This window comes from Mycobacterium sp. NPDC050441 (assembly GCF_040655355.1).
Classification (GTDB): domain Bacteria; phylum Actinomycetota; class Actinomycetes; order Mycobacteriales; family Mycobacteriaceae; genus Mycobacterium.
Genome location: NZ_JBFAJS010000013.1, coordinates 42,590 through 63,757 on the forward strand (window position 1 = coordinate 42,590; position 21,168 = coordinate 63,757).

The following is a 21,168-nucleotide window of genomic DNA, read 5'->3' on the forward strand; positions in this document are numbered from 1 at the left end:
GACAGCATGTCTGTCGCTACCGCTGAACTCGTTGACTACGACGACGTCATCGCCGCCTACGAGCCCGTGATGGGCATGGAGGTACACGTCGAGCTGTCCACGGCCACCAAGATGTTCTGCGGCTGCGCCAACCAGTTCGGCGCCGAGCCCAACACGCTCGTCTGCCCGGTATGTCTGGGCCTGCCCGGCTCGCTGCCGGTGCTCAACGAGGCGGCGGTCGAGTCGGCGATCCGCATCGGCCTGGCGCTCAACTGCGACATCGCGCCGTGGGGCCGGTTCGCCCGGAAGAACTACTTCTACCCCGACCAGCCGAAGAACTACCAGATCTCGCAGTACGACGAGCCGATCGCGGTCAACGGTTATCTCGACGTGCCGCTCGACGACGGCACCACCTTCCGCGTGGAGATCGAGCGCGCTCACATGGAGGAGGACACCGGCAAGCTGACCCATTTGGGCAGCGACACCGGCCGCATCTCGGGCGCGACGACCTCGCTGGCCGACTTCAACCGTGCCGGCGTTCCGCTCGTCGAGATCGTCACCAGGCCCATCGAGGGGACCGGGGCACGGGCACCGGAGATCGCCCGCGCCTATGTCACGGCACTGCGAGACCTGCTGCGCGGCTTGGGTGTATCGGATGTGCGGATGGACCAGGGATCGATGCGGTGCGACTCGAACCTGTCCCTCAAGCAGGTTGGGGCCACCGAGTTCGGTACCCGCACCGAGACCAAGAACGTGAACTCACTCAAGAGCGTCGAGGTGGCGGTCCGGTACGAGATGCGCCGTCAGGCAGCGGTTCTCAATTCCGGCGGCACGGTCACCCAGGAGACGCGGCATTTCCACGAGGACGGCTACACGTCGCCCGGCCGCAGCAAGGAGACCGCGGAGGACTACCGGTACTTTCCCGAGCCCGACCTTGAGCCCGTCGCCCCCGCCGCAGAGCTCGTCGAACGCCTGCGCGAGACCATCCCTGAGCTGCCGTGGTTGGCGCGCAAGCGGATTCAGCAGGACTGGGGCATCTCCGACGAGGTGATGCGCGACCTGGTCAACGCCGGTGCGGTGGAGTTGGTGGCCGCTACCGTCGAGCAAGGCGCCTCCAGTGAGGCTGCCCGCGCCTGGTGGGGCAACTTCCTGGTGCAGAAGGCGAATGAGTCCGAGGTTGAGCTCGAGGCGTTGCAGATCACGCCGGCCCAGGTGGCCGCCGTGGTCAAACTCGTCGACGAGGGCAAGCTGTCCAACAAGCTGGCCCGCCAGGTCATCGAGGGAGTGCTGGCCGGTGAGGGTGAACCCGAGCAGGTGATGACCGACCGGGGGCTGGCGCTCGTACGCGACGACTCGGTGATCCAGGCTGCCGTGGACGAGGCGCTGGCGGCCAACTCCGACGTCGCGGACAAGATCCGCGGCGGCAAGATCCAGGCCGCCGGGGCGATCGTCGGCGCGGTGATGAAGGCGACCAAGGGCTCGGCCGACGCGGCCAGGGTTCGCGAATTGGTCCTGGCCGCCTGCGGCCAGAGCGGGTAAGCCCGCCCGTCAGCTCACCGTGCGGGCGAACATCGTCATCGCCGCAGTCGCATATTGTTCGAGCCGTTCGCGCGGGTAGCTGGCCGGGTCGTGCACCGCCAGGCGGCCGAGCATCTCGGCGAAGGACAGCAAGGTGTGGCCGAGAAGCTCGGGATCCAGTGCGGAAAGTCGGGGATCCACCGCTATGCCCGCTTTTGCCATTTGCTCGATCTGCGCGAGGATCTGGTTGCGGGCGTTGCGGACCGCCGCATGAAAGTCCCGCGGAGCGCTGTCGGGCACCGTGAGGATGAGCCGCCAGCGCGCCGGGTGCTCCAACACGCAGCGCAGGAAACCGGTGACGGTTGCGGTGTAGGCGTCTGCCGGTCCGGTTACCGAAAGATTTTTGGGCAGGGTGGTCAGGACCTGGCTCAGTCCGTGCTGATGCTCGCGGATGAGCAACGCGGTCACCAGCTCGGTGCGTGTCCGGAACGCGGTATAGAGGACGGGTTTTCCGACGCCGCCGGCCTCGGCGACTGCCTCCATCGTCAGCTCGTGCAGGGGGCAGTCGTGGAGCACGGTCAAAGCTGCGTCAAGCAGTTGCTCGCGGCGTTCTGCACGCGGTAGCCGCGGAGCATATCTGCGGCGCTGGCGGTCAGGCACCCGGACAATGTTACGTCATCGTTATCGGACCGTGATGCGCACCGCGCCGTTTTTGTATTCATATCGCCACGTCCGGACGAATGTCCCGAGCGGCGTCCGGGCGGCCGATCTACGTTGAAAAGTCTTGTGCCTCAGGTGTTGTCGGCATTGCTCCGCGGGAAGCCGCCGCCCTGCGGGAACAGTGGGAAGACGACATCGTCGAAGCTTTCGGCATCTCCGGCGGTCCGGTTCACAGTCGCCCCCCACACGTTGCCGTCGGGCGAGAGCTGCAAGGCCCACGCATGCCCGCGCACGTTCTCCCGCACCACCTCCGGGTCGCCGGTGACGGCGCCGGTGTCAGGTGCCAGTCGCACTGCGACGGTCTTCTTGGAGTTGACCAGGTTGACTAACACCGTGCCCTCCAGGGCGGCGCAGCCGGCGACGCCGGGTCGGTCCGGCCAGGTCCACACCGTAGACACCTTGGAATCCTTGGTGATCCGCTGCAGCCGATCGGCGCTCGGAGTGCGGTCGGTGACGTAGAGCGAGCCGTCCGACGCATCGACACACATGGCGCCGGCGGCCCCAAGGCCGCTGAGCGCCGTGGTGACCGGGGCCTGGTTGACGGTGGTGGGCTGCTCGATGCGCAGCACCTTGCCGGCCAGCGACCCGGGATCGGCGGCCAGTGCCGGATCACCCGCATCCCCGGTCTGCACCAACAGGGTGGTCTTGCTGGTGAAGGTCAACGACCCCATATTGCCGCCGGCGCCCTTGGGGATGCCGGTGAGAATCGGCTTCGGCACGTCGCCGTCGGCGATGCGGATCACCCGGTTGTCGGTCGGCGTGCTCACGTAGGCGTACATCAGCCGGTCCTGGCCGTAGGTCGGCGACAACACGATGTCCATCAGGCCGCCGTCGCCCGACGGATCCACCGGGATCATCACTTTGACCTTCGGTTCGGCTTTCACCGACACCTGCTTGACCGCGCCGGTGAGCCGCTCGGCGACCAGGGCGGACTGGCTGTCGGGCAGCATGATCAATCCGCTGGTGCTGTCCAGGCAGCCCTGCATCACACCCGTCGCCTTGCATTCCTTGGGGAACGGCTTGGCCGGCAGCGGTGGCGGCGGCGGCGGAGTCGTGGTCGGCCCAGGTGCCATCTTGGGCTCAGTAGTGAAAGGTTCGGACTGGGCCGCGTCGAATCGGGCACAGCCCGACCCGACAAGCATCGCGGCACACAGAACGGCGGCCACCCCCGTCATCCGCCGGCGCGATTTCATGCCCGCAAGATTACGGATTGCTCGGCGGTGCGCGCCACGTCGGGACCGCGCGTCGTCCCGGTAGCAGGTCGATACCAGGCGGAAGCGCCGGGGTAAATACCCGGATCGGACCCGACTTGCACTTACTCTGGCAGCTGTGACCAGCCACTCACAGGACCCACAAGCCTGGCAACGACCGGGTTACTCGGACGATTCCGCCAGGCCGGCCGGGGCCAGCCTGGTCGATCCCGAAGACGACCTGCCGTCGGAAACGTACGGCGGCGACTTCGAGACCACCGCGATTCCCCGCTACGACTCGAAATCAGGCGACCAGTCGGCGTTCAGCCTGGTCTCCGACCCGGAGCCGCTGCCGTACGTGCAATCCGGCGGGCCCGCTCCGATGGGCACCTTCGCGGCCGAACCGGCCGAGATCGAGCGCGACGAGTTCATCGATGACCGCGTCCGGGCAGCCGGCCGACGCGGCACCCAGGACTTCGGCCTACTGATCCTGCGCGTGGCGCTGGGCGGGCTGATGATCATCCACGGCCTGCAGAAGGCCTTCGGCTGGTGGGGCGGCCCAGGGCTGGACGGGTTCAACTCATCGCTGGACGAGATGGGCTTCAAGAACGCCGACATCCTGACCTACGCGGCCACCGGAGGACAGATCGCCGCAGGCGTGCTGCTGGTTCTCGGGTTGTTCACCCCCATCGCGGCGGCCGGCGCGCTGGCCTACCTGATCAACGGCGTGCTGGCCACGGCGATGGCGGCCCACGAGCAGGCCCGCCTTGCGGAAGTCATCACCGACGGCACCGAATACCGGTTGATCGTCGTCGTCGCCGCGGCCGCGATCATCCTGACCGGGCCGGGTCGCTACGGATTCGACGCCGGCCGCGGCTGGGCCCGGCGCCCCTTCGTCGGATCCTTCGTGGCACTGGTGCTCGGCGTGGCCGGCGGCATCGCCATCTGGGTGCTGCTCAACGGCGGCAACCCCCTCGGTTGAGGCGGCGCCGAACGTCGTTGAACTGTCAGGCGTACGGATTCGGTACGCGGCCGCCACTCACCTCGGTGAGCAACGGCAATGTTGCGAACGTCACGGCAGGCAGGCGTAGGTCGGTCCCGTCGTTCAAATCTGCAATCGCCCACGACGACCGGTCGAATCGCAGTCCCTTGATATCCGTCCATGACACCGTGCGGCTGCGAGTCAGCGACCGCGCGGTGACGGTGACGGCATCAGCGGTCGTGCGGTACCGGATGACGGCCGCCGACAACGCGATCGGGATCACCAGCAGCACCGAGAACCAAGTCGGATTGCTCAGAACCAGCGTCAGCAGGCCGAGCGTCAGGAATCCGACCGCCAGGTGCGCCATGGGCGATATCCGGATGACGACAGGGGAGGTTGCCGATCGTGCGCTCACGTGTTCATCCTTGCACCACCTGGAGGGCCGCCCCGCCGGCCTCACCGGGTGTCCGGCCCCGTGCTGAACCAATTTGACCTTTAACCTGTACGGCAGCTACCGTCAGGTGCTATGCAGACCCCCGGATTGCTCGTAGTAATTGGTTGGCGCGTTGATGCCGCGCTAGCCCTCTGCCGGGCATAGCAACCGCATCGACGCGCCACCCTCGTACAGCTACCGGCTGACGGGGGTTTTTTATTTGCCCAACAAGCGCGCCGGAATCAATGAAAATTGAAACTTCCTGAAGAGGAATGTGACGCAAACCGTGAAGAGGACATCGTGAGCGCACCGACAACGCGACCGCCAGCCCGGTCGGGAACCGCGCCTGCCAGCGGCGCAGGCAACGCCAAATCAGATTCGGGACAGCCCAATCGGGTTGCACCGCAGCAGCTCACCGGCGCCCAGGCGGTCGTCCGGTCGCTGGAAGAGCTCGGTGTCGACGTCGTCTTCGGCATCCCCGGTGGCGCCGTGCTGCCGGTCTACGACCCGCTGTTCGACTCGCAGAAGCTGCGGCACGTGCTGGTCCGGCATGAGCAGGGCGCCGGCCACGCAGCCAGCGGCTATGCGCATGCCACCGGCAAGGTCGGCGTGATGATGGCGACGTCGGGCCCCGGCGCGACCAACCTGGTCACCCCGCTGGCCGATGCCCAGATGGACTCCATCCCGGTGGTGGCCATCACCGGGCAGGTGGGCCGCAGTCTGATCGGCACCGACGCCTTCCAGGAAGCCGACATCTCCGGCATCACCATGCCGATCACCAAGCACAACTTCCTGGTGCGCAACGGTGACGACATCGCCCAGGTGATGGCCGAGGCGTTCCACATCGCCCGCTCGGGGCGCCCGGGCGCGGTGCTCGTCGACATCCCCAAGGACGTCCTGCAGGGCCAGTGCACCTTCGCGTGGCCGCCGCAGATGGACCTGCCCGGCTACAAGCCGAACACCAAACCGCACAGCCGTCAGGTGCGTGAGGCCGCCAAGCTGATCGCCGCGGCGCGCAAGCCGGTGCTCTACGTCGGCGGCGGTGTCATCCGCGGTGAGGCCAGTGCGGAACTGCTCGAACTGGCCGAGCTGACCGGCATCCCGGTCGTCACCACACTGATGGCCCGCGGCGCATTCCCCGACAGCCACCCGCAGAACCTGGGCATGCCGGGTATGCACGGCACCGTGGCCGCGGTGGGCGCGCTGCAGAAGAGCGATCTGCTGATCGCGCTGGGCACCCGATTCGACGACCGGGTGACCGGGCAACTGTCGTCCTTCGCCCCGGACGCCAAGGTGATCCACGCCGACATCGACCCTGCCGAGATCGGCAAGAACCGGCACGCCGATGTGCCGATCGTCGGCGACGTCAAGGCGGTCATCACCGACCTCATCGAGGTGCTGCGCCGCGACGGAACCACCAGTGCCGCACTGAAAATGGACAGCTGGTGGGAGTACCTGACCAACCTCAAGTCGACCTACCCGCTGAGCTACGGCCCGCAGAGTGACGGCAGCCTGAGCCCCGAGTACGTCATCGAGAAGCTGGGCCAGATCGCCGGACCCGAGGCGATCTATGTCGCCGGTGTGGGCCAGCACCAGATGTGGGCCGCGCAGTTCGTCAAGTACGAGAACCCCAAGACCTGGCTGAACTCGGGTGGTCTGGGCACCATGGGCTTCGCCGTCCCGGCGGCCATGGGCGCCAAGTTCGCACGCCCCGAGGCCGAGGTGTGGGCCATCGACGGCGACGGCTGCTTCCAGATGACCAACCAGGAGCTGGCCACCTGCGCCATCGAGGGTGCGCCGATCAAGGTGGCGTTGATCAACAACGGCAACCTGGGCATGGTGCGGCAGTGGCAGACGCTGTTCTACGACCAGCGTTACAGCCAGACCGATCTGGCGACGCACAGCCGGCGTATCCCTGACTTCGTGAAGCTGGCCGAGGCGCTGGGTTGCGTGGGGCTGCGCTGCGAGCGGGCCGAGGATGTCGAGGACGTCATCAACCAGGCCCGGGCCATCAACGACCGCCCGGTGGTCATCGACTTCGTCGTCGGTGCCGACGCGCAGGTGTGGCCGATGGTCGCCGCCGGCACCAGCAACGACGAGATCATGGCGGCCCGGGACATCCGGCCGCTGTTCGACGAGAACGACGACGAGGGGCATGCCTGATGAGCAACACCACCCCCACTCACACCCTGTCCGTGCTGGTCGAGGACAAGCCCGGCGTTCTCGCCCGGGTGGCCACGCTGTTCTCTCGTCGTGGCTACAACATCCAGTCCCTGGCGGTTGGTGCCACCGAACAGAAGCACATGTCGCGGATGACGATCGTGGTCAGTGTCGAGGAATCGCCGCTGGAGCAGATCACCAAGCAGCTCAACAAGCTGATCAACGTGATCAAGATCGTCGAGCAGGAGGACGACAGCTCGGTCTCCCGCGAGCTCGCCTTGATCAAGGTGCGCGCCGACGCGACCAACCGCGGCCAGGTCATCGAAGCGGTGAACCTGTTCCGCGCCAAGGTCGTCGATGTTTCGACCGAGTCCCTGACGGTCGAGGCGACGGGCACGGCGGAGAAGCTGGAGGCCCTGCTGCGGGTCCTGGAGCCCTACGGTATCCGTGAGATCGCACAATCGGGCATGGTGTCGGTCTCGCGCGGGCCGCGTGGTATCAGCGCAGTGAAGTAAGCACGTCAAGTAGCGTTAGTCGGCTGTAGAGCTAGAAAGAGAAGGAAAATTTCGCATGGCAGTTGAGATGTTTTACGACGCCGACGCGGACCTGTCGATCATCCAGGGTCGCAAGGTCGCCGTCATCGGCTACGGCAGCCAGGGGCACGCCCATTCGCTGTCGCTGCGCGACTCGGGTGTGCAGGTCAAGGTCGGCCTGAAAGAGGGCTCGAAGTCCCGCGTCAAGGTCGAGGAGCAGGGCCTTGAGGTCGACACCCCGGCCGAGGTGGCCAAGTGGGCCGACGTGATCATGGTGCTGGCGCCCGACACCGCTCAGGCCGAGATCTTCAAGAACGACATCGAGCCCAACCTGGAGGACGGCAACGCGCTGTTCTTCGGCCACGGCCTCAACATCCACTTCGGCCTGATCAAGGCCCCGGCCAACGTCACCGTCGGCATGGTCGCCCCCAAGGGCCCCGGCCACCTGGTGCGTCGCCAGTTCGTCGACGGCAAGGGTGTGCCCTGCCTGATCGCCGTCGACCAGGACCCCAAGGGTGAGGGCCAGGCCCTCGCGCTGTCTTACGCCGCCGCCATCGGCGGTGCCCGCGCCGGCGTCATCAAGACCACTTTCAAGGAAGAGACCGAGACCGACCTGTTCGGTGAGCAGGCCGTGCTGTGCGGCGGCACCGAAGAGCTGGTCAAGGCCGGCTTCGAGGTCATGGTCGAGGCGGGCTACGCCCCGGAGATGGCCTACTTCGAGGTGCTGCACGAGCTCAAGCTCATCGTCGACCTGATGTACGAGGGTGGCATCGCCCGCATGAACTACTCGGTGTCCGACACCGCGGAGTTCGGTGGCTACCTGTCGGGTCCGCGGGTCATCGACGCCGACACCAAGCAGCGCATGCGCGACATCCTGACCGACATCCAGGACGGCACCTTCGTGAAGCGCCTGGTCGCCAACGTCGAGGGCGGCAACAAGGAGCTCGAGGCGCTGCGCAAGGCCAACGCCGAGCACCCGATCGAGGTCACCGGTAAGCAGCTGCGCGACCTGATGAGCTGGGTCGACCGGCCGATCACCGAAACGGCCTGATTTTCGCACCGACTGGCCAGTTATTGCACGCGAGCTTTTGAAAAAGCGTGCAGTAACTGGCCTTTCGGCATTTTTGGGCCGGCGTCTTCAGGTGATCGTGTAGCCGATCGCGGCCAGTGTGCGGGCCACACTTCGGCCGTCGGCGCTGCCCGGGAGCTTCTCGGTGCTGTCGATCTGCAGCCCTTCGCCGACCACTCCGTAGAGTTCGGTCGACACCGGATCGTCGGGCTCCGGCGGCTCGATCCGGCCGTCCGGGTAGATGCACTGCGCGCGCATTGCCCACAGCTGTTGTGACGCGGCGACGACGTTGTAGCCGCACAGTGGCGGGCTCACGTGATAGAGGTCCAGGTCGCCCACCGCGAACAACTTCATGACCGGGTCGGTGTGCGGGACGGAACCCACCAAGCGTGCGATGCCAGAGTTCACCGCTCAAATCTAAGGGCCGGTCGAGGGGCGCGGACGCACCAGTTTTTCTTACGAACCCAGCCGCGCAGCCACACTGACCACACGGCGGGCCAGGTGATCCAGCGCGTCGTAGGTGGCGTCGTCGAATTCGCCGATGTTGTCGTGATTGGCGATCAGGCTCGCGCCGTACGGGTTGCCATCGACGAACTTGAGCGGGTCGGTGTACCCGGGCGGCACGATGATCCCGCCCCAGTGCATGAGCGTGACGTAGAGCGTCAGGAGCGTGGTCTCCTGCCCGCCGTGTGCGGTGTTGGTCGAGGTGAACCCGGCATAGACCTTGTCGGCGAGCTTGCCCTGCGACCACAGGCCGCCGAGCGAATCCAGAAAGCTGCGCAATTGCGAAGCGACAGAACCGAATCGGGTGGGGGAGCCGAAGATCACCGCATCCGCCCACACGATGTCGTCACCGGTGGCGCTCGGAAGATCCTTGGTGGCTTGGTAATTCGCGGTCCAGGCCGGATTGTGGGCGAACGACTCCGGGTCGGCGGTCTCGGCGACGGGGCGCAACCGCACCTCGGCACCCGCGGACTCCGCGGCGGCGGTGACGCGCTGGGCCATGGTGGTGCCGTGGCCTGTCGCGGAGTAGTAGATGACGGCAACCTTGGGCGCAGGAGTGGTCATGGCGCCAGCTTAGGCACGTCCCGCACACCGAACTCGCGTTTCAGTACGGTGCGGGCCGCGTAGAACCCGGCCATCCCATGCACGCCGCCGCCCGGCGGTGTGGCCGACGAGCACAGGTATGCCTTGGGAATCGGTGTGGTCCATGGGTCGAGCCGTGGCGTGGGGCCGAGCAACGCGCTCGTCATGTTGTTGCCGCCGACGCCGATATCCCCGCCCACCAGATTGGCGTTGTGTTCATCCATCCGGGAAGCAGGCACGCTGCGCACCGCAACCACCAGATCCCGGAAGCCCGGGGCAAATCGTTCGATGATGTCGGTCACGGTCGCGGCCATGTCGAGCGTCGAATTGTTGGGTACGTGGACATAGGTCCACAACGGGCGACGACCGGCGTCGTCGATGCGGGACGCGTCGGCGATGTGGGGGAGCGCGGCCAACACCATGGGCCACTCGGCGTGACGGCCCGCGGCGATCTCGGACTCGGCCAGTGCCATCTGTGCCCGGCTGCCACCCAGATGCAGTGTCGGCGCCTGCGCCAGACGCGCGTCACGCCAAGGGATCTCGCCGCTCAGCACGAAATCGACCTTCGCCACCCCAGGCCCGTAGGTGTAGCGGCTCAACGCCCGGGCGTAGCGAGGCGGCAGGGCCTTGCCGTAGATCGACAGCAGCGCGGTCGGTGAGGTGTCGTAGATGACCACGCCCGACGGTGGTTCGGTGACCTCGTGTCCGAGGACCAATTCGCCGCCGTGCGCGGTGAGATCGGCGATCAGCGCATCGGGAATCGCCTGGGATCCGCCGATCGGGATCGGCCATCCCACAGCATGTCCCAGCGTCGCCAGCATCAAACCCGCGCCCCCGGAAACCAGTGACGGCATTCTTGAAATCGTATGTGCCGCAACGCCACTGAACAGCGCGCGGGCGTCCTCGCCCGCCAGTGACCGCCACAGCGGGGTGCCCTGGGCCAGGAGTCGGGGCGCGACGCGCGCCGCCGCGCCCAACGACGGCGGTATTGACCGCTTGTCGCCGAGGATGAGGCCGACCACGTCATCGCAATCGGCGGCCAGCGGACCGAGCAGTCGTCGCCAGGAATCTCCCGACTCCAACTCGGCGCACGTGCGCTCGATGTCGCGGTAACCGATCGCCGCGGGGCGGTGCGGCAAGGGGCTGGCGTAGGAGATCTCGGGGACGGCCAGCTTCACGCCGCGGGCGGTCAGGTCGTAGGCGGCGAAGAACGGCGAGGCCAACGCGAGCGGGTGGACCGCCGAACAGATGTCATGGCTGACGCCGGGAAATTCCGGATCGGGCAGCGTGCGCGCGCCGCCACCGGGGGTCGGCTGCGCTTCGATTACACGTACCGACAATCCGGCTCGGGCACAGATGACCGCGGCTGACAGGCCGTTGGGGCCGCTGCCGACGATTGTGACGTCCACGCCCATCAGTACACCGCACGCGGTTCGGCTGTGGTAGGGCACACACATTAGGCTGTCCGCGTGAGTCTCCCCGTTGTTTTGATTGCCGACAAGCTCGCGGAATCGACCGTCGCCGCCCTCGGTGACCAGGTAGAGGTCAGGTGGGTCGACGGTCCGGACCGCGAGAAGCTGCTCGCTGCCGTGCCGGAAGCCGACGCGCTGCTGGTGCGCTCCGCCACCACGGTGGACGCCGAGGTCATCGCCGCGGCCCCCAAACTCAAGATCGTCGCCCGCGCGGGCGTCGGCCTGGACAACGTCGACGTCGACGCCGCGACCGCGCGCGGGGTGCTCGTGGTCAACGCGCCGACCTCCAACATCCACAGCGCCGCCGAGCACGCGCTGGCGCTGCTGCTGTCCACGGCCCGGCAGATCCCGGCAGCCGACGCGACCCTGCGCGACCACACCTGGAAGCGGTCGTCGTTCTCGGGCGTCGAGATCTTCGACAAGACCGTCGGCGTCGTCGGCCTGGGCCGCATCGGGCAGCTGGTCGCCCAGCGCCTGGCCGCCTTCGGCGCGCACATCGTGGCGTACGACCCCTACGTCTCGCAGGCTCGCGCCGCCCAGCTCGGTATCGAGCTGCTGCCGCTGGACGAGCTGCTCGGCCGCGCCGACTTCATCTCGGTGCACCTGCCCAAGACCAAGGAGACCGCCGGCCTGCTCGGCAAGGAAAACCTGGCCAAGACCAAGCCGGGCGTCATCATCGTCAACGCCGCCCGCGGTGGTCTGATCGATGAGCAGGCCCTGGCCGATGCGATCAACAGCGGCCATGTGCGTGCCGCCGGCCTCGACGTCTTCTCGACCGAACCGTGCACAGACAGCCCGCTGTTCGAGCTGCCCCAGGTCGTCGTGACCCCGCACCTGGGTGCCTCGACCGCCGAGGCGCAGGACCGGGCCGGAACCGATGTGGCCGCCAGCGTGAAGCTGGCGCTGGCCGGCGAATTCGTGCCGGACGCCGTCAACGTCGGCGGTGGAGCCGTCGGCGAAGAGGTGGCGCCGTGGCTGGACCTGGTGCGCAAGCTGGGTCTGCTGGCCGGTGCCCTGTCCGATGCGGCTCCGGTGTCGTTGTCGGTGCAGGCGCGCGGCGAGCTGGCGTCCGAAGATGTCGAGATCCTCCGGCTTTCGGCACTGCGCGGCCTGTTCTCCGCGGTCGTCGACGAGCAGGTGACGTTCGTCAACGCACCGACGCTGGCCGCCGACCGTGGCGTGGCGTCGGAGATCAGCACCGCCACCGAGAGCCCGAATCACCGCAGTGTGGTCGATGTACGCGTCGTGCACGCCGACGGCAGCTCGCTGAACGTGGCGGGCACCCTGTCCGGGCCGCAGCTGGTCGAGAAGATCGTCCAGATCAACGGACGCAACTTCGACCTGCGTGCCGAGGGATACAACCTCATCGTCCACTACAGCGATCAGCCGGGCGCGCTCGGCAAGATCGGCACCCTGCTGGGCGGGGCGGACGTGAACATCCTCGCCGCGCAGCTGAGCCAGGACGTCGACGGTGACAGCGCCATCGTGATGCTGCGCCTGGATACCGATGTGCCCGAGGATGTGCGCGCCGCGATCGCCACTGCGGTTGCCGCGACGACGCTGGAAGTGGTCGATCTGTCATGAAACTCGCTGTAATCGCCGGTGACGGCATCGGTCCGGAGGTCATCGCCGAGGCAGTGAAGGTGCTCGACGCGGTACTGCCCGGTGTGGACCGGACTGAATACGATCTGGGCGCGCGTCGCTACCACGCGACGGGGGAGACCCTGCCGGACGGCTTCGTCGATGAGCTCAAGGGCTACGACGCAATCCTGTTGGGCGCCATTGGCGATCCCTCTGTACCCAGCGGCGTGCTCGAGCGTGGACTGTTGCTGAACATGCGGTTTGCGTTGGACCACCACGTGAACCTGAGGCCGTCGAGGTTGTTCGCCGGGGTGTCCAGCCCGCTGGCCGGTAGCCCAGAGATCGACTTCGTGGTGGTGCGCGAGGGCACCGAAGGTCCCTACACCGGAACCGGCGGCGCAATCCGGGTGGACACCCCGCACGAGGTTGCCACAGAGGTGTCCACCAACACCCGATTCGGTGTGGAGCGGGTGGTGCGTTACGCGTTCGAGAAAGCCCGCGCGCGGCGCAAACACCTCACACTGGTGCACAAGAACAACGTGCTGGCGTTTGCCGGCTCTTTGTGGAAGCGCACAGTCGATGAGATCGGTGCGGAATATCCTGACGTCGAGACCGCCTATCAGCACATCGATGCCGCAACCATCCACATGGTCACCGATCCCGGCCGGTTCGACGTGATCGTCACCGACAACCTGTTCGGCGACATCATCACCGACCTGGCGGCCGCGGTGTCCGGCGGTATCGGCCTGGCCGCATCGGGCAATATCGATGCGACGGGCACCAATCCGTCGATGTTCGAGCCCGTGCACGGCAGTGCACCCGACATCGCCGGCCAGGGGATCGCCGATCCGACTGCTGCGGTGATGAGCGTGGCGCTGCTGCTCGCACACATCGGTGAGACCGAGGCGGCGGCACGGGTCGACAAGGCTGTCAGTGAGCACCTCGCCACCCGTGGCGACGCGAAGCTCTCGACCAGCGAGGTCGGCGAGCGGATCCTGTCGCTGCTCTAGACGTCGACCCTGCGCTGAGTCGGCCGTGACTGCCCGCTTCGCCACCCTGACGCGGCAGTGCTGGCTGTTCGCGATCGGATCGTCGTTCTTCGCGGTCGCCACGGTGCCGGGCTTTCCCGCCCTCGCCGGCGCGGGTGTGACGAATACGCTGTGCTTCGTCGGCTCGTGGTTTTTCACCACAGCCGCGGGCATGCAGCTCGTGCTGGCCGGGCGAGGCATCGGATGGTGGTCGGCAGCCACACAATTCGCCGGGACGCTGCTGTTCAACCTCAGCACCGGTGTCTCGGTGTGGGCACACGCGGTTCTCGCCGAGCGCCGGTTCGTGTGGGCACCCGACGCGACCGGATCGCTGGCCTTCCTGCTCAGTGGTGTGCTGGCGGTGGTGGCGGTCGGTGCGTGGTCTCCGGATTCGGTTGACTGGCGGGCGAGTTGGATCAACATGATGGGCTGTGTGGCCTTCGGTGTGTCCGCGCTGGCGGCATTCGTCCGCAAGACCGGGGGTTACCGTCGACGAGCGGCTCGCCAATTTCGGCACATTCGTCGGGGCGCTGTGTTTCCTGGCAGCGGCGTTGATGCTGCGCCCTCGATCCCACGAGTTGACTCTGCGCTGAGGGCGCGGGCTACTCGCACATTCGCGCCCTTGACGCAGCGTCGATGAGTCTGCGGGCGTTCATGGGTCTGTATGGGCATGGGACAAATTGAGATCGAGATGTTCGCAACCCTGGATCTCGTCGCGCAGGCGCCGGGCGGCCCCGACGAGGATCCCGTGGGGTTCTCGTTCGGCGGCTGGCAGGCGCCGCTGATCGACGAAGTGTCCGGCGCACAGGTCGGCGCCGCGTACGAGGGCACCGATGCACTGCTGCTAGGACGCCGGACGTACGACATCTTCGCCGCGCACTGGCCACACCAGGACGACGAATTCGGCACGCTGTTCAACAGCATCCCGAAGTACGTGGCCTCCCGCGGCAAGCCCGATCTTTCGTGGGCCGGCTCTACGCAGCTCGGCCCAGATCTGGGCGACGCGGTGCGAGAGGTCCGCGCCAGGCACGAGCATGTGAAAGTCGTCGGAAGCCTGAACCTGGTCCAGACGCTCCTGCGCGAGAAGCTTTTCGACCGTCTCGACCTCTGGGTGCACCCGATCATGCTCGGCGCCGGGAAAAAGGTGTTCGACGGCGGCGCGGTGCCCACCAACGTCACACTGCTGCGACCGCCGGTGGCCAGCCCGAGCGGCATCGTGCATCTGCAGTACGGACTTGCCGACGGAATACCGGGGACGGGAGACATGAGCGCCCACTCATAGGTCTTCGACGGGTACGTCCGGGTCGCCTTCGGGCCGCACGAATCAACTTGGCGGCGTAGCTGATTGAACCTAGTGCTCTTCGCGCACCGGATCTGCCGGCACGAGCGGCACTGCCAACAACGGCAACAACGCACACACCGCGAAAGCCGCCGGGTAGCCCGCCACGCCGATCAGCGCACCGAACAATGGCGCAGAGCTGGCGGTGGCCAGGTGCTGGCTGGTGTTCTGGGTACCCAGTGCGCGTCCGCTCCAGAACGGGCCGGCGATCTCGGCGATCGCCGTGAACGCCAAACCGTTGTCGGACACCGTGATCACCGAGGCGATCACGATCAGGGCGACACTGATCGGGGAGCCCAGCCAATCGGTGAGCGCCAGCAGTCCCATCGTCGCTGCCGCCGCCAACGCGATGGAGCGGATGGGCCGTAGCCGCTGCCCGACCACATCGGACCAGCGGCCCGCGGCGATCCGGCCTGCCGCGCCCAGCAATTGAGCGACGGTAACCAGCGTGCCGGCCGATGCCGCAGACCAACCCCGATCGCTCATCAGCCACACCAGGGTGAACGTCCAGACCAGGCCCTGGGGCACCACCAGCAGTACCGAGACGGCGTGAATGCGCCACAACACGTTTGAGCCGCGGTACGGGTTGGCCAGGTGTTCGGCCGGCGCCTCATGGCGGGGCGGGCGTGGCGGATCCAGTACGCCCACAGCGCAGATCACCGCCGACAGCACGCACACGATCGCCGGGAACAGCAATGCGGTTGCCACACCGTGGGATTCGGCCAGGCGCGGAATGACCAACGCGCCCAGTCCTACACCCAGAGGCGTTGCCGTCTGGCGGATTCCCATGGCCAGCCCGCGCTGTTCGGGTGGGAACCAACCGACCACGACCCGCCCGCTCGCCGAATTGCTGCTGGCCGCGGCCATTCCGCCCAACAGCAGGAACACCCCGACCATCACCAGGGAATGTGCGGTGGCCGCGCCGAACGCCGCAGCGGCGGTCAGGGCCGAGCCCACCGTCAACACGATCCGTTCGCCCACCCGGTCGACGACGTAGCCCCACGCGATCAGAGTGAGCACGAGTCCGAAGCTCGGCATCGACGACAGCAGACCCGCTTTGGCCAGATCCAGACCGCGCTCGGCGTGCAGCGTCGGAATGAGGAACGCCGCGCCGTTGATGAACACGTTGGCGCATGTGGTGGCAGTCAGCGCAATCGCCAACATCGACCAACGGCGGAACGTGCTGATCGACGAAACAGACATCGGTGCATCGTTTCACGGCGTCCCAAAATATTGAACTTGTATCCCATAATATGAGACGCGCCAAACTTGCAATACGCTGTGGCCGTGAAGATGTGGTTTGCGGCAACCGTTCTGCTGACGTGTGGATTCTTGACAGCGCCGACCGCGGTGGCGGCGGTACCGGACTGGTCGGGCCTGGATGTCCGCCACTACGACGCGCCGATTCCCGCGCCAGGCAGCCTGATCGAGACGGTCCCGCTGGATCCCGCGCTGTCGGTACCGGGCGCCGAGAGGGCCTACCGCATCCTCTATTCAACTGTCGATCAGCATGATTCACCGACAGTCAGCACCGCCGCGGTGTTCGTTCCGCGTGGTCAGGCGCCCGAGGGCGGTTGGCCGACGATCGCGTGGGCACACGGCACCGTAGGACTCGGCGACGATTGCACTCCCTCGGCACAAGCACGCAGCGGCAGGGACGATGAATACCTGACGCACTGGCTCGACCAGGGCTATGCCGTTGTCGGCTCCGACTATGCCGGGTTGGGCACCCCCGGCCTGATGAGTTACCTCAACAGCGTGGCCACCGCGCACAGCGTCGTCGATTCGGTCATCGCCATGCACCACATGGATCTGCCGTTGTCACCGAAGTGGGCCATCGTGGGCCAGTCTCAAGGTGGCGGGGCCGCCGTCAACAGTGCGCGCTGGGCCACCGAATTCAGCCGCGGCGCCGGTCTGGACTACCGCGGCGTGGTGGCGACCGGGACGCCGTTCAACGTCGAGGGCATCGTCAAGCAGGCCGGGCCGGACATGGCGCTGCCTCCGAGCACGGGACCCGCGGCCAACAGCTACACCGGTTACATCCTGGCCGGGTTGCGGGAGGCGCGGCCCGATCTCGACATCGACAGCGTGCTCAGCCCGGCTGGGCTGGATGCGGTCGCCAAGGCGGAGACGCTGTGCAAACCGCAACTCGACCAGCAGCTCACCGGTATGACACCGACCGCGTACTTCCGCGCACCGCTGGCCACCCTGCCCGGGCTGACCGAAGCGCTCGACGCCTACCTGGGTACGCCGACCAGCGGCTACGACCGACCGATCTTCCTCGGCGTCGGGCTGCTGGACCGGGATGTGCCGCCGAACATGTCGCAGCAGCTTGCCGACCAGCTACGCGCCAACGGGCAGGACGTCACACTCAAGGTCTATCCCGACGAGGATCACTCCGGGACTGTGATGGCCTCTGTTCCGGACTCCACGCCGTTCCTGGCCGCGGTGTTCGAGGGGCGTTGACGAAAGCCGACTGGAGGCGTCCGCGCTGAGGCTGCGCACTACCCTGGTCAAAATGCGCTTAGGTCGAATCGCCAGTCCCGACGGCGTCGCTTTCGTCAGTGTTGAAGGCGACGGCGCCGATGCTGTCTGCAAAGAGATCGCCGAGCATCCGTTCGGCAACCCCAGCTTCACCGGACGGAGCTGGCCGCTGGCCGACATCCGCCTGCTGGCTCCCATCCTTGCCAGCAAGGTCATCTGTATGGGCAAGAACTATGAGGCCCACGCCCAGGAGATGGGTGGGGTGGCTCCCGAGGATCCGGTGATCTTCCTCAAACCCAACACCGCGATCATCGGGCCCAACGTGCCCATTCAGTTGCCGGCCGACGCCAATCCCGTTCACCACGAGGGCGAGCTCGCGATCGTCATCGGGCGGCCCTGCAAGGACGTGCCCGCCGCGCGCGCCGCCGAGAACATCCTGGGCTACACCATCGCCAACGACATCTCGGCGCGGGACCAGCAGGCCAAGGACGGGCAGTGGATGCGGGCCAAGGGGCACGACACCTTCTGCCCAGTGGGCCCGTGGATCGTCACCGACCTGGATCCGTCCGATCTGGAGATCCGCACCGAGGTGACGAGTGGAATTGCCGGCACCGTCGGCGGCGAAGTGCGGCAGCTCAGCCGGACCTCGCTGATGATCCACGACATCGGTGCCATCGTCGAGTGGGTCTCGGCCGTGATGACGCTGCTGCCGGGTGACCTGATCCTGACCGGAACCCCCGAGGGCGTCGGCCCCATCGAAGACGGGGACACCGTGAGCGTCACCGTCGAAGGCATCGGCACCCTTACCAATCCCGTTGTACGCAAGCAGAAGTAGAGGTAAGTGATGACATCTCCCTCTGGCGCGGTCCGGGTGAGGTTCTGCCCGTCGCCGACCGGCACCCCGCACGTCGGGTTGGTGCGCACGGCCCTGTTCAACTGGGCCTACGCCCGGCATACCGGCGGCACCTTCGTCTTCCGCATCGAGGACACCGATGCCGCCCGCGACAGCGCCGAAAGCTACGCCGCGATTCTCGACGCGCTGCGCTGGTTGGGGCTGGACTGGGACGAGGGGCCCGAGGTCGGCGGGCCGTACGAGCCGTACCGGCAGTCGCAGCGCAGCGAGATCTACCGTGACGTGATCGCCCGTCTGCTCGAGGCCGGCGAGGTCTACGAGGCGTATTCGACGCCCGAAGAGGTGGAGGCGCGGCATGTGGCGGCCGGGCGTAATCCCAAACTCGGGTACGACAATTACGACCGCGACCTCACCGACGAGCAGCGCAAGGCCTTTGCCGACGAGGGCCGCAAGCCCGTGCTGCGGCTGCGCATGCCCGACGAGGACCTCGGCTGGACCGATCTGGTGCGCGGGCCGGTGAGCTTCCCGGCGGGCTCCGTGCCGGATTTCGCGATCACCCGCGCCAACGGAGATCCGTTGTACACCTTGGTCAACCCGGTCGACGACGCGCTGATGAAGATCACCCACGTGCTGCGCGGCGAGGACATCATGCCCTCGACGCCGCGCCAGATCGCGCTGTACCAGGCATTGACGCGGATCGGTGTGGCCGAGCAGGTGCCTCAATTCGCCCATTTGCCAAGTGTTCTCGGCGAGGGCAACAAGAAGCTGTCCAAGCGCGATCCGCAGTCGAACCTGTTCCTGCACCGCGACCGCGGCTTCCTGCCGGAGGGTCTGCTGAACTATCTGGCGCTGCTGGGGTGGGGGATCGCCGACGATCACGACGTGTTCAGCCTCGACGAGATGGTGGCCGCATTCGACGTGGCCGACGTCAACTCCAACCCGGCGCGGTTCGACCAGAAGAAGGCCGACGCGATCAACGCCGAGCACATCCGGCAGTTGACGCCTGAGGATTTCACCGCACGGCTGCGCGCATATCTCGACGCCCATGGTCACGACACCGGTTTGGACGACGCCGCATTCGCCGAAGCCGCCGCGCTGATCCAGACCCGCATCGTCGTGCTCGGCGATGCGTGGGGGCTGTTGAAGTTCTTGGACGACGGCTCCTACGAGATCGACGAGAAGTCCGCTGCCAAAGAACTGCGCGAGGAGGCCGCACCGGTCCTGGACGCCGCGCTGAGCGCTTTGGAGGGCGTCTCTGAGTGGAATACCGCCAACATCGAGGCGGCCCTCAAGGCGGCGCTCCTGGACGGTCTGGAGCTCAAGCCCCGTAAGGCGTTCGGACCGATCCGCGTCGCGGTCACGGGTGCGACGATCAGCCCGCCGCTGTTCGAGTCGATGGAACTGCTGGGCGCCGACCGCAGCCTGGCGCGGTTGCGGGCCGCCCGGGGCAGGGTGTGAAAAACCGTCCGAAATCTTTGGTAGTCTGCTCGTCGGCCCGAAAAGCAAAACGGGGAAGCCCCCGCTGAGCCGATCGGATCGAAATTGCCTGTGACCTGCGGTGATAGGCAATAAATGGGGTATGGTGTAATTGGCAACACAGCGGTTTCTGGTACCGCCATTCTAGGTTCGAGTCCTGGTACCCCAGCCAACTAGCGGATTAGGTCAGCGAGATCGCCTGAGCTATGCTGACCATCCGGAAGTTCTAGCCCCCGTCGTCTAGCGGCCTAGGACGCCGCCCTCTCACGGCGGTAGCGTGGGTTCGAATCCCATCGGGGGTACAGAAGCAAAAGCGCCCAGTTCTCACGAACTGGGCGCTTTTGCGTTGTGTGGCCCGTGCGCGGTTTGGTGCTGCGAGTGCCCACGGGTGTCGAGCGTCACCCTGATGCCGCACGCCGGCGCGGCGGCACGCCGACGCGTCACGAAAGTACTGAGATTCGCCTCACAGTCGGCGGGTCAGGGCGTCGGCCGCGGCGAGAAGATCGGCAGCCCAGCGGGCACCCGGTCGGCGGCCCATGCGGTCGATCGGTCCGGACACCGACACCGCGGCGATCACGGCACCCCGGCCGTCGCGCACCGGTGCCGAGACGCTGGCCACTCCCGGCTCACGCTCGGCGGCGCTCTGTGCCCAGCCCCGCTTGCGGACTTCGGCCAGCGCGCGGTCGGTGAACTTGGCGGCCGGCAGCACGGACTGCTGGGTGGCCGGGTCGGCGTAGGCGAGTAGAACTTTGGCCCCCGAGCCGGCGGTCATCGGTAGGTGGGTGCCCACCGGCACGGTGTCGCGAAGCCCGGCCGGGGGTTCCAACGCCACCACGCAGACCCGTGATTGGCCCTCTCGCCGGTACAGCTGGACGCTCTCGCCGGTGATCTCGCGCAGGCGGGGCAGTACCGCGGCCCCGGCCGCCAGCAGCGGATCGTTGACGTGGGAGGCCAATTCGGTCAGTGCTGGGCCGAGGCGCCAGCGACCGTCGCCGTCGCGGGCCAGCAGCCGGTGGGTTTCGAGCCCCGCGGCCAGTCGGTGCGCCGTCGCCCGGGGGAGGCCGGTCCGCTCGCAGAGTTCGGCCAGCCCGCAAGGTGACTCGGCCACGGTGTGCAGCACACCCACGGCTTTGTCGAGAACGCCGATACCGCTATCATTTCTCACAGAGAGATACTAGCGTCTCGCATTGTGAGATGACAGATGAGATGGCGACAGTAACTCCCAGCCCTGGCGGACCCTTGATGCAGGCCCGCATTGCCGTTAA

General features: G+C 66.9%; 19 protein-coding genes, 2 tRNA genes and 1 pseudogene. 14 read left to right on the forward strand and 8 right to left on the reverse strand.

Going from position 1 to position 21,168, the window contains the following annotated elements; genetic code table 11:
* The first annotated feature begins 6 nt into the window (after positions 1-6).
* A complete protein-coding gene (gene gatB / locus AB0I14_RS29400; protein ID WP_358029586.1) occupies positions 7-1,518 on the forward strand; it encodes an Asp-tRNA(Asn)/Glu-tRNA(Gln) amidotransferase subunit GatB in 1,512 nt (503 codons plus the stop codon).
* A gap of 9 nt (positions 1,519-1,527) precedes the next feature.
* Here gatB and AB0I14_RS29405 read toward each other — a convergent pair whose 3' ends face one another.
* Entirely contained in the window at positions 1,528-2,157 is a 630-nt protein-coding gene (locus AB0I14_RS29405) for a helix-turn-helix domain-containing protein (protein WP_358029589.1), read from the reverse strand.
* Positions 2,158-2,288: 131 nt separating this feature from the next.
* Positions 2,289-3,410 (reverse strand): PQQ-dependent sugar dehydrogenase, encoded by a 1,122-nt coding sequence (locus AB0I14_RS29410; RefSeq protein ID WP_358029592.1) that lies wholly within the window; start codon positions 3,408-3,410, stop codon positions 2,289-2,291.
* Between the two features lie 136 nt (positions 3,411-3,546).
* On the opposite strand from AB0I14_RS29410, the gene AB0I14_RS29415 reads away from it, so the two are divergent.
* A complete protein-coding gene (locus AB0I14_RS29415; RefSeq protein WP_358029596.1) occupies positions 3,547-4,389 on the forward strand; it encodes a DoxX family protein in 843 nt (280 codons plus the stop codon).
* Between the two features lie 25 nt (positions 4,390-4,414).
* On the opposite strand, the gene AB0I14_RS29420 is transcribed toward AB0I14_RS29415, so the two are convergent.
* Positions 4,415-4,756: a PH domain-containing protein gene (locus tag AB0I14_RS29420; protein ID WP_358029905.1), complete on the reverse strand. Its 342-nt coding sequence runs from the start codon at positions 4,754-4,756 to the stop codon at positions 4,415-4,417.
* Between the two features lie 366 nt (positions 4,757-5,122).
* On the opposite strand from AB0I14_RS29420, the gene AB0I14_RS29425 reads away from it, so the two are divergent.
* The 3 genes from AB0I14_RS29425 (at position 5,123) to ilvC (ending at position 8,566) form a co-directional block, all read left to right on the forward strand.
* Positions 5,123-6,985 carry an acetolactate synthase large subunit gene (locus AB0I14_RS29425; protein ID WP_358029599.1) on the forward strand — a complete coding sequence of 621 codons (1,863 nt, stop codon included), beginning with the start codon at positions 5,123-5,125 and terminating at the stop codon, positions 6,983-6,985.
* The gene (gene ilvN / locus AB0I14_RS29430; protein WP_044517446.1) at positions 6,985-7,497 is read left to right on the forward strand and encodes an acetolactate synthase small subunit; all 513 of its coding nucleotides are present in this window, start codon (positions 6,985-6,987) and stop codon (positions 7,495-7,497) included. Before AB0I14_RS29425 ends, ilvN begins: the two co-directional genes overlap by 1 nt.
* A gap of 67 nt (positions 7,498-7,564) precedes the next feature.
* A complete protein-coding gene (gene ilvC / locus AB0I14_RS29435) occupies positions 7,565-8,566 on the forward strand; it encodes a ketol-acid reductoisomerase (RefSeq protein ID WP_210115643.1) in 1,002 nt (333 codons plus the stop codon).
* 87 nt (positions 8,567-8,653) lie between these two features.
* Here the strand turns inward: ilvC and AB0I14_RS29440 are convergent, their stop codons facing one another.
* Genes AB0I14_RS29440 through AB0I14_RS29450 form a run of 3 tightly spaced genes read right to left on the reverse strand, consistent with a single transcriptional unit; the run spans position 8,654 to position 11,079 of the window.
* Positions 8,654-8,992 carry a hypothetical protein gene (locus AB0I14_RS29440; RefSeq protein WP_358029602.1) on the reverse strand — a complete coding sequence of 113 codons (339 nt, stop codon included), beginning with the start codon at positions 8,990-8,992 and terminating at the stop codon, positions 8,654-8,656.
* Positions 8,993-9,040: 48 nt separating this feature from the next.
* The gene (gene wrbA / locus AB0I14_RS29445) at positions 9,041-9,652 is read right to left on the reverse strand and encodes an NAD(P)H:quinone oxidoreductase (protein ID WP_358029605.1); all 612 of its coding nucleotides are present in this window, start codon (positions 9,650-9,652) and stop codon (positions 9,041-9,043) included.
* Positions 9,649-11,079 carry an NAD(P)/FAD-dependent oxidoreductase gene (locus tag AB0I14_RS29450; protein WP_358029608.1) on the reverse strand — a complete coding sequence of 477 codons (1,431 nt, stop codon included), beginning with the start codon at positions 11,077-11,079 and terminating at the stop codon, positions 9,649-9,651. The genes wrbA and AB0I14_RS29450 overlap by 4 nt, the downstream gene beginning before the upstream one ends.
* Positions 11,080-11,139: 60 nt before the next feature.
* Here AB0I14_RS29450 and serA point away from each other — a divergent pair, with 60 nt between their 5' ends.
* The 4 genes and pseudogenes from serA to AB0I14_RS29470 all read left to right on the forward strand — a co-directional run bounded on the left by serA (position 11,140) and on the right by AB0I14_RS29470 (position 15,033).
* Positions 11,140-12,726: a phosphoglycerate dehydrogenase gene (gene serA / locus AB0I14_RS29455; protein WP_358029611.1), complete on the forward strand. Its 1,587-nt coding sequence runs from the start codon at positions 11,140-11,142 to the stop codon at positions 12,724-12,726.
* Positions 12,723-13,733 carry a 3-isopropylmalate dehydrogenase gene (locus AB0I14_RS29460; protein ID WP_358029614.1) on the forward strand — a complete coding sequence of 337 codons (1,011 nt, stop codon included), beginning with the start codon at positions 12,723-12,725 and terminating at the stop codon, positions 13,731-13,733. Before serA ends, AB0I14_RS29460 begins: the two co-directional genes overlap by 4 nt.
* 25 nt (positions 13,734-13,758) lie before the next feature.
* A pseudogene (locus AB0I14_RS29465) lies at positions 13,759-14,344 on the forward strand (hypothetical protein).
* Positions 14,345-14,421: 77 nt separating this feature from the next.
* Complete coding sequence (locus AB0I14_RS29470; RefSeq protein ID WP_358029617.1) at positions 14,422-15,033, forward strand: dihydrofolate reductase family protein; 612 nt, start codon at positions 14,422-14,424, stop codon at positions 15,031-15,033.
* Positions 15,034-15,102: 69 nt separating this feature from the next.
* Here the strand turns inward: AB0I14_RS29470 and AB0I14_RS29475 are convergent, their stop codons facing one another.
* The gene (locus AB0I14_RS29475; RefSeq protein ID WP_358029620.1) at positions 15,103-16,293 is read right to left on the reverse strand and encodes an MFS transporter; all 1,191 of its coding nucleotides are present in this window, start codon (positions 16,291-16,293) and stop codon (positions 15,103-15,105) included.
* A 90-nt stretch (positions 16,294-16,383) separates the two neighbouring features.
* On the opposite strand from AB0I14_RS29475, the gene AB0I14_RS29480 reads away from it, so the two are divergent.
* The 5 genes from AB0I14_RS29480 to AB0I14_RS29500 all read left to right on the forward strand — a co-directional run bounded on the left by AB0I14_RS29480 (position 16,384) and on the right by AB0I14_RS29500 (position 20,205).
* Positions 16,384-17,556 carry a prolyl oligopeptidase family serine peptidase gene (locus tag AB0I14_RS29480; protein ID WP_358029908.1) on the forward strand — a complete coding sequence of 391 codons (1,173 nt, stop codon included), beginning with the start codon at positions 16,384-16,386 and terminating at the stop codon, positions 17,554-17,556.
* A gap of 52 nt (positions 17,557-17,608) precedes the next feature.
* On the forward strand, positions 17,609-18,409 hold the full coding sequence (locus AB0I14_RS29485; protein WP_358029623.1) for a fumarylacetoacetate hydrolase family protein: 801 nt from the start codon (positions 17,609-17,611) through the stop codon (positions 18,407-18,409).
* A 9-nt stretch (positions 18,410-18,418) separates the two neighbouring features.
* Positions 18,419-19,885 carry a glutamate--tRNA ligase gene (gltX, locus tag AB0I14_RS29490; protein ID WP_358029626.1) on the forward strand — a complete coding sequence of 489 codons (1,467 nt, stop codon included), beginning with the start codon at positions 18,419-18,421 and terminating at the stop codon, positions 19,883-19,885.
* A 115-nt stretch (positions 19,886-20,000) separates the two neighbouring features.
* A tRNA-Gln gene (locus AB0I14_RS29495) sits at positions 20,001-20,075 on the forward strand.
* A gap of 57 nt (positions 20,076-20,132) precedes the next feature.
* Positions 20,133-20,205: transfer RNA gene (locus AB0I14_RS29500), tRNA-Glu, on the forward strand.
* 161 nt (positions 20,206-20,366) lie between these two features.
* On the opposite strand, the gene AB0I14_RS29505 is transcribed toward AB0I14_RS29500, so the two are convergent.
* Entirely contained in the window at positions 20,367-21,068 is a 702-nt protein-coding gene (locus tag AB0I14_RS29505; protein ID WP_358029629.1) for an IclR family transcriptional regulator, read from the reverse strand.
* Between the last annotated feature and the right edge of the window lie 100 nt (positions 21,069-21,168).

Excerpts from the sequence above, each read along its gene's own strand:
- AB0I14_RS29460 (WP_358029614.1), top strand. The coding sequence starts at position 12,723 with ATGAAACTCGCTGTAATCGCCGGTGACGGCATCGGTCCGGAGGTCATC.
- ilvC (WP_210115643.1), top strand. The coding sequence starts at position 7,565 with ATGTTTTACGACGCCGACGCGGACCTGTCGATCATCCAGGGTCGCAAG.
- gatB (WP_358029586.1), top strand. The coding sequence starts at position 7 with ATGTCTGTCGCTACCGCTGAACTCGTTGACTACGACGACGTCATCGCC.
- AB0I14_RS29485 (WP_358029623.1), top strand. The coding sequence starts at position 17,609 with ATGCGCTTAGGTCGAATCGCCAGTCCCGACGGCGTCGCTTTCGTCAGT.
- AB0I14_RS29410 (WP_358029592.1), bottom strand. The coding sequence starts at position 3,410 with ATGAAATCGCGCCGGCGGATGACGGGGGTGGCCGCCGTTCTGTGTGCC.
- AB0I14_RS29475 (WP_358029620.1), bottom strand. The coding sequence starts at position 16,293 with ATGTCTGTTTCGTCGATCAGCACGTTCCGCCGTTGGTCGATGTTGGCG.
- AB0I14_RS29480 (WP_358029908.1), top strand. The coding sequence starts at position 16,384 with ATGTGGTTTGCGGCAACCGTTCTGCTGACGTGTGGATTCTTGACAGCG.
- AB0I14_RS29470 (WP_358029617.1), top strand. The coding sequence starts at position 14,422 with ATGGGACAAATTGAGATCGAGATGTTCGCAACCCTGGATCTCGTCGCG.
- ilvN (WP_044517446.1), top strand. The coding sequence starts at position 6,985 with ATGAGCAACACCACCCCCACTCACACCCTGTCCGTGCTGGTCGAGGAC.
- AB0I14_RS29420 (WP_358029905.1), bottom strand. The coding sequence starts at position 4,756 with ATGGCGCACCTGGCGGTCGGATTCCTGACGCTCGGCCTGCTGACGCTG.
- gltX (WP_358029626.1), top strand. The coding sequence starts at position 18,419 with ATGACATCTCCCTCTGGCGCGGTCCGGGTGAGGTTCTGCCCGTCGCCG.
- wrbA (WP_358029605.1), bottom strand. The coding sequence starts at position 9,652 with ATGACCACTCCTGCGCCCAAGGTTGCCGTCATCTACTACTCCGCGACA.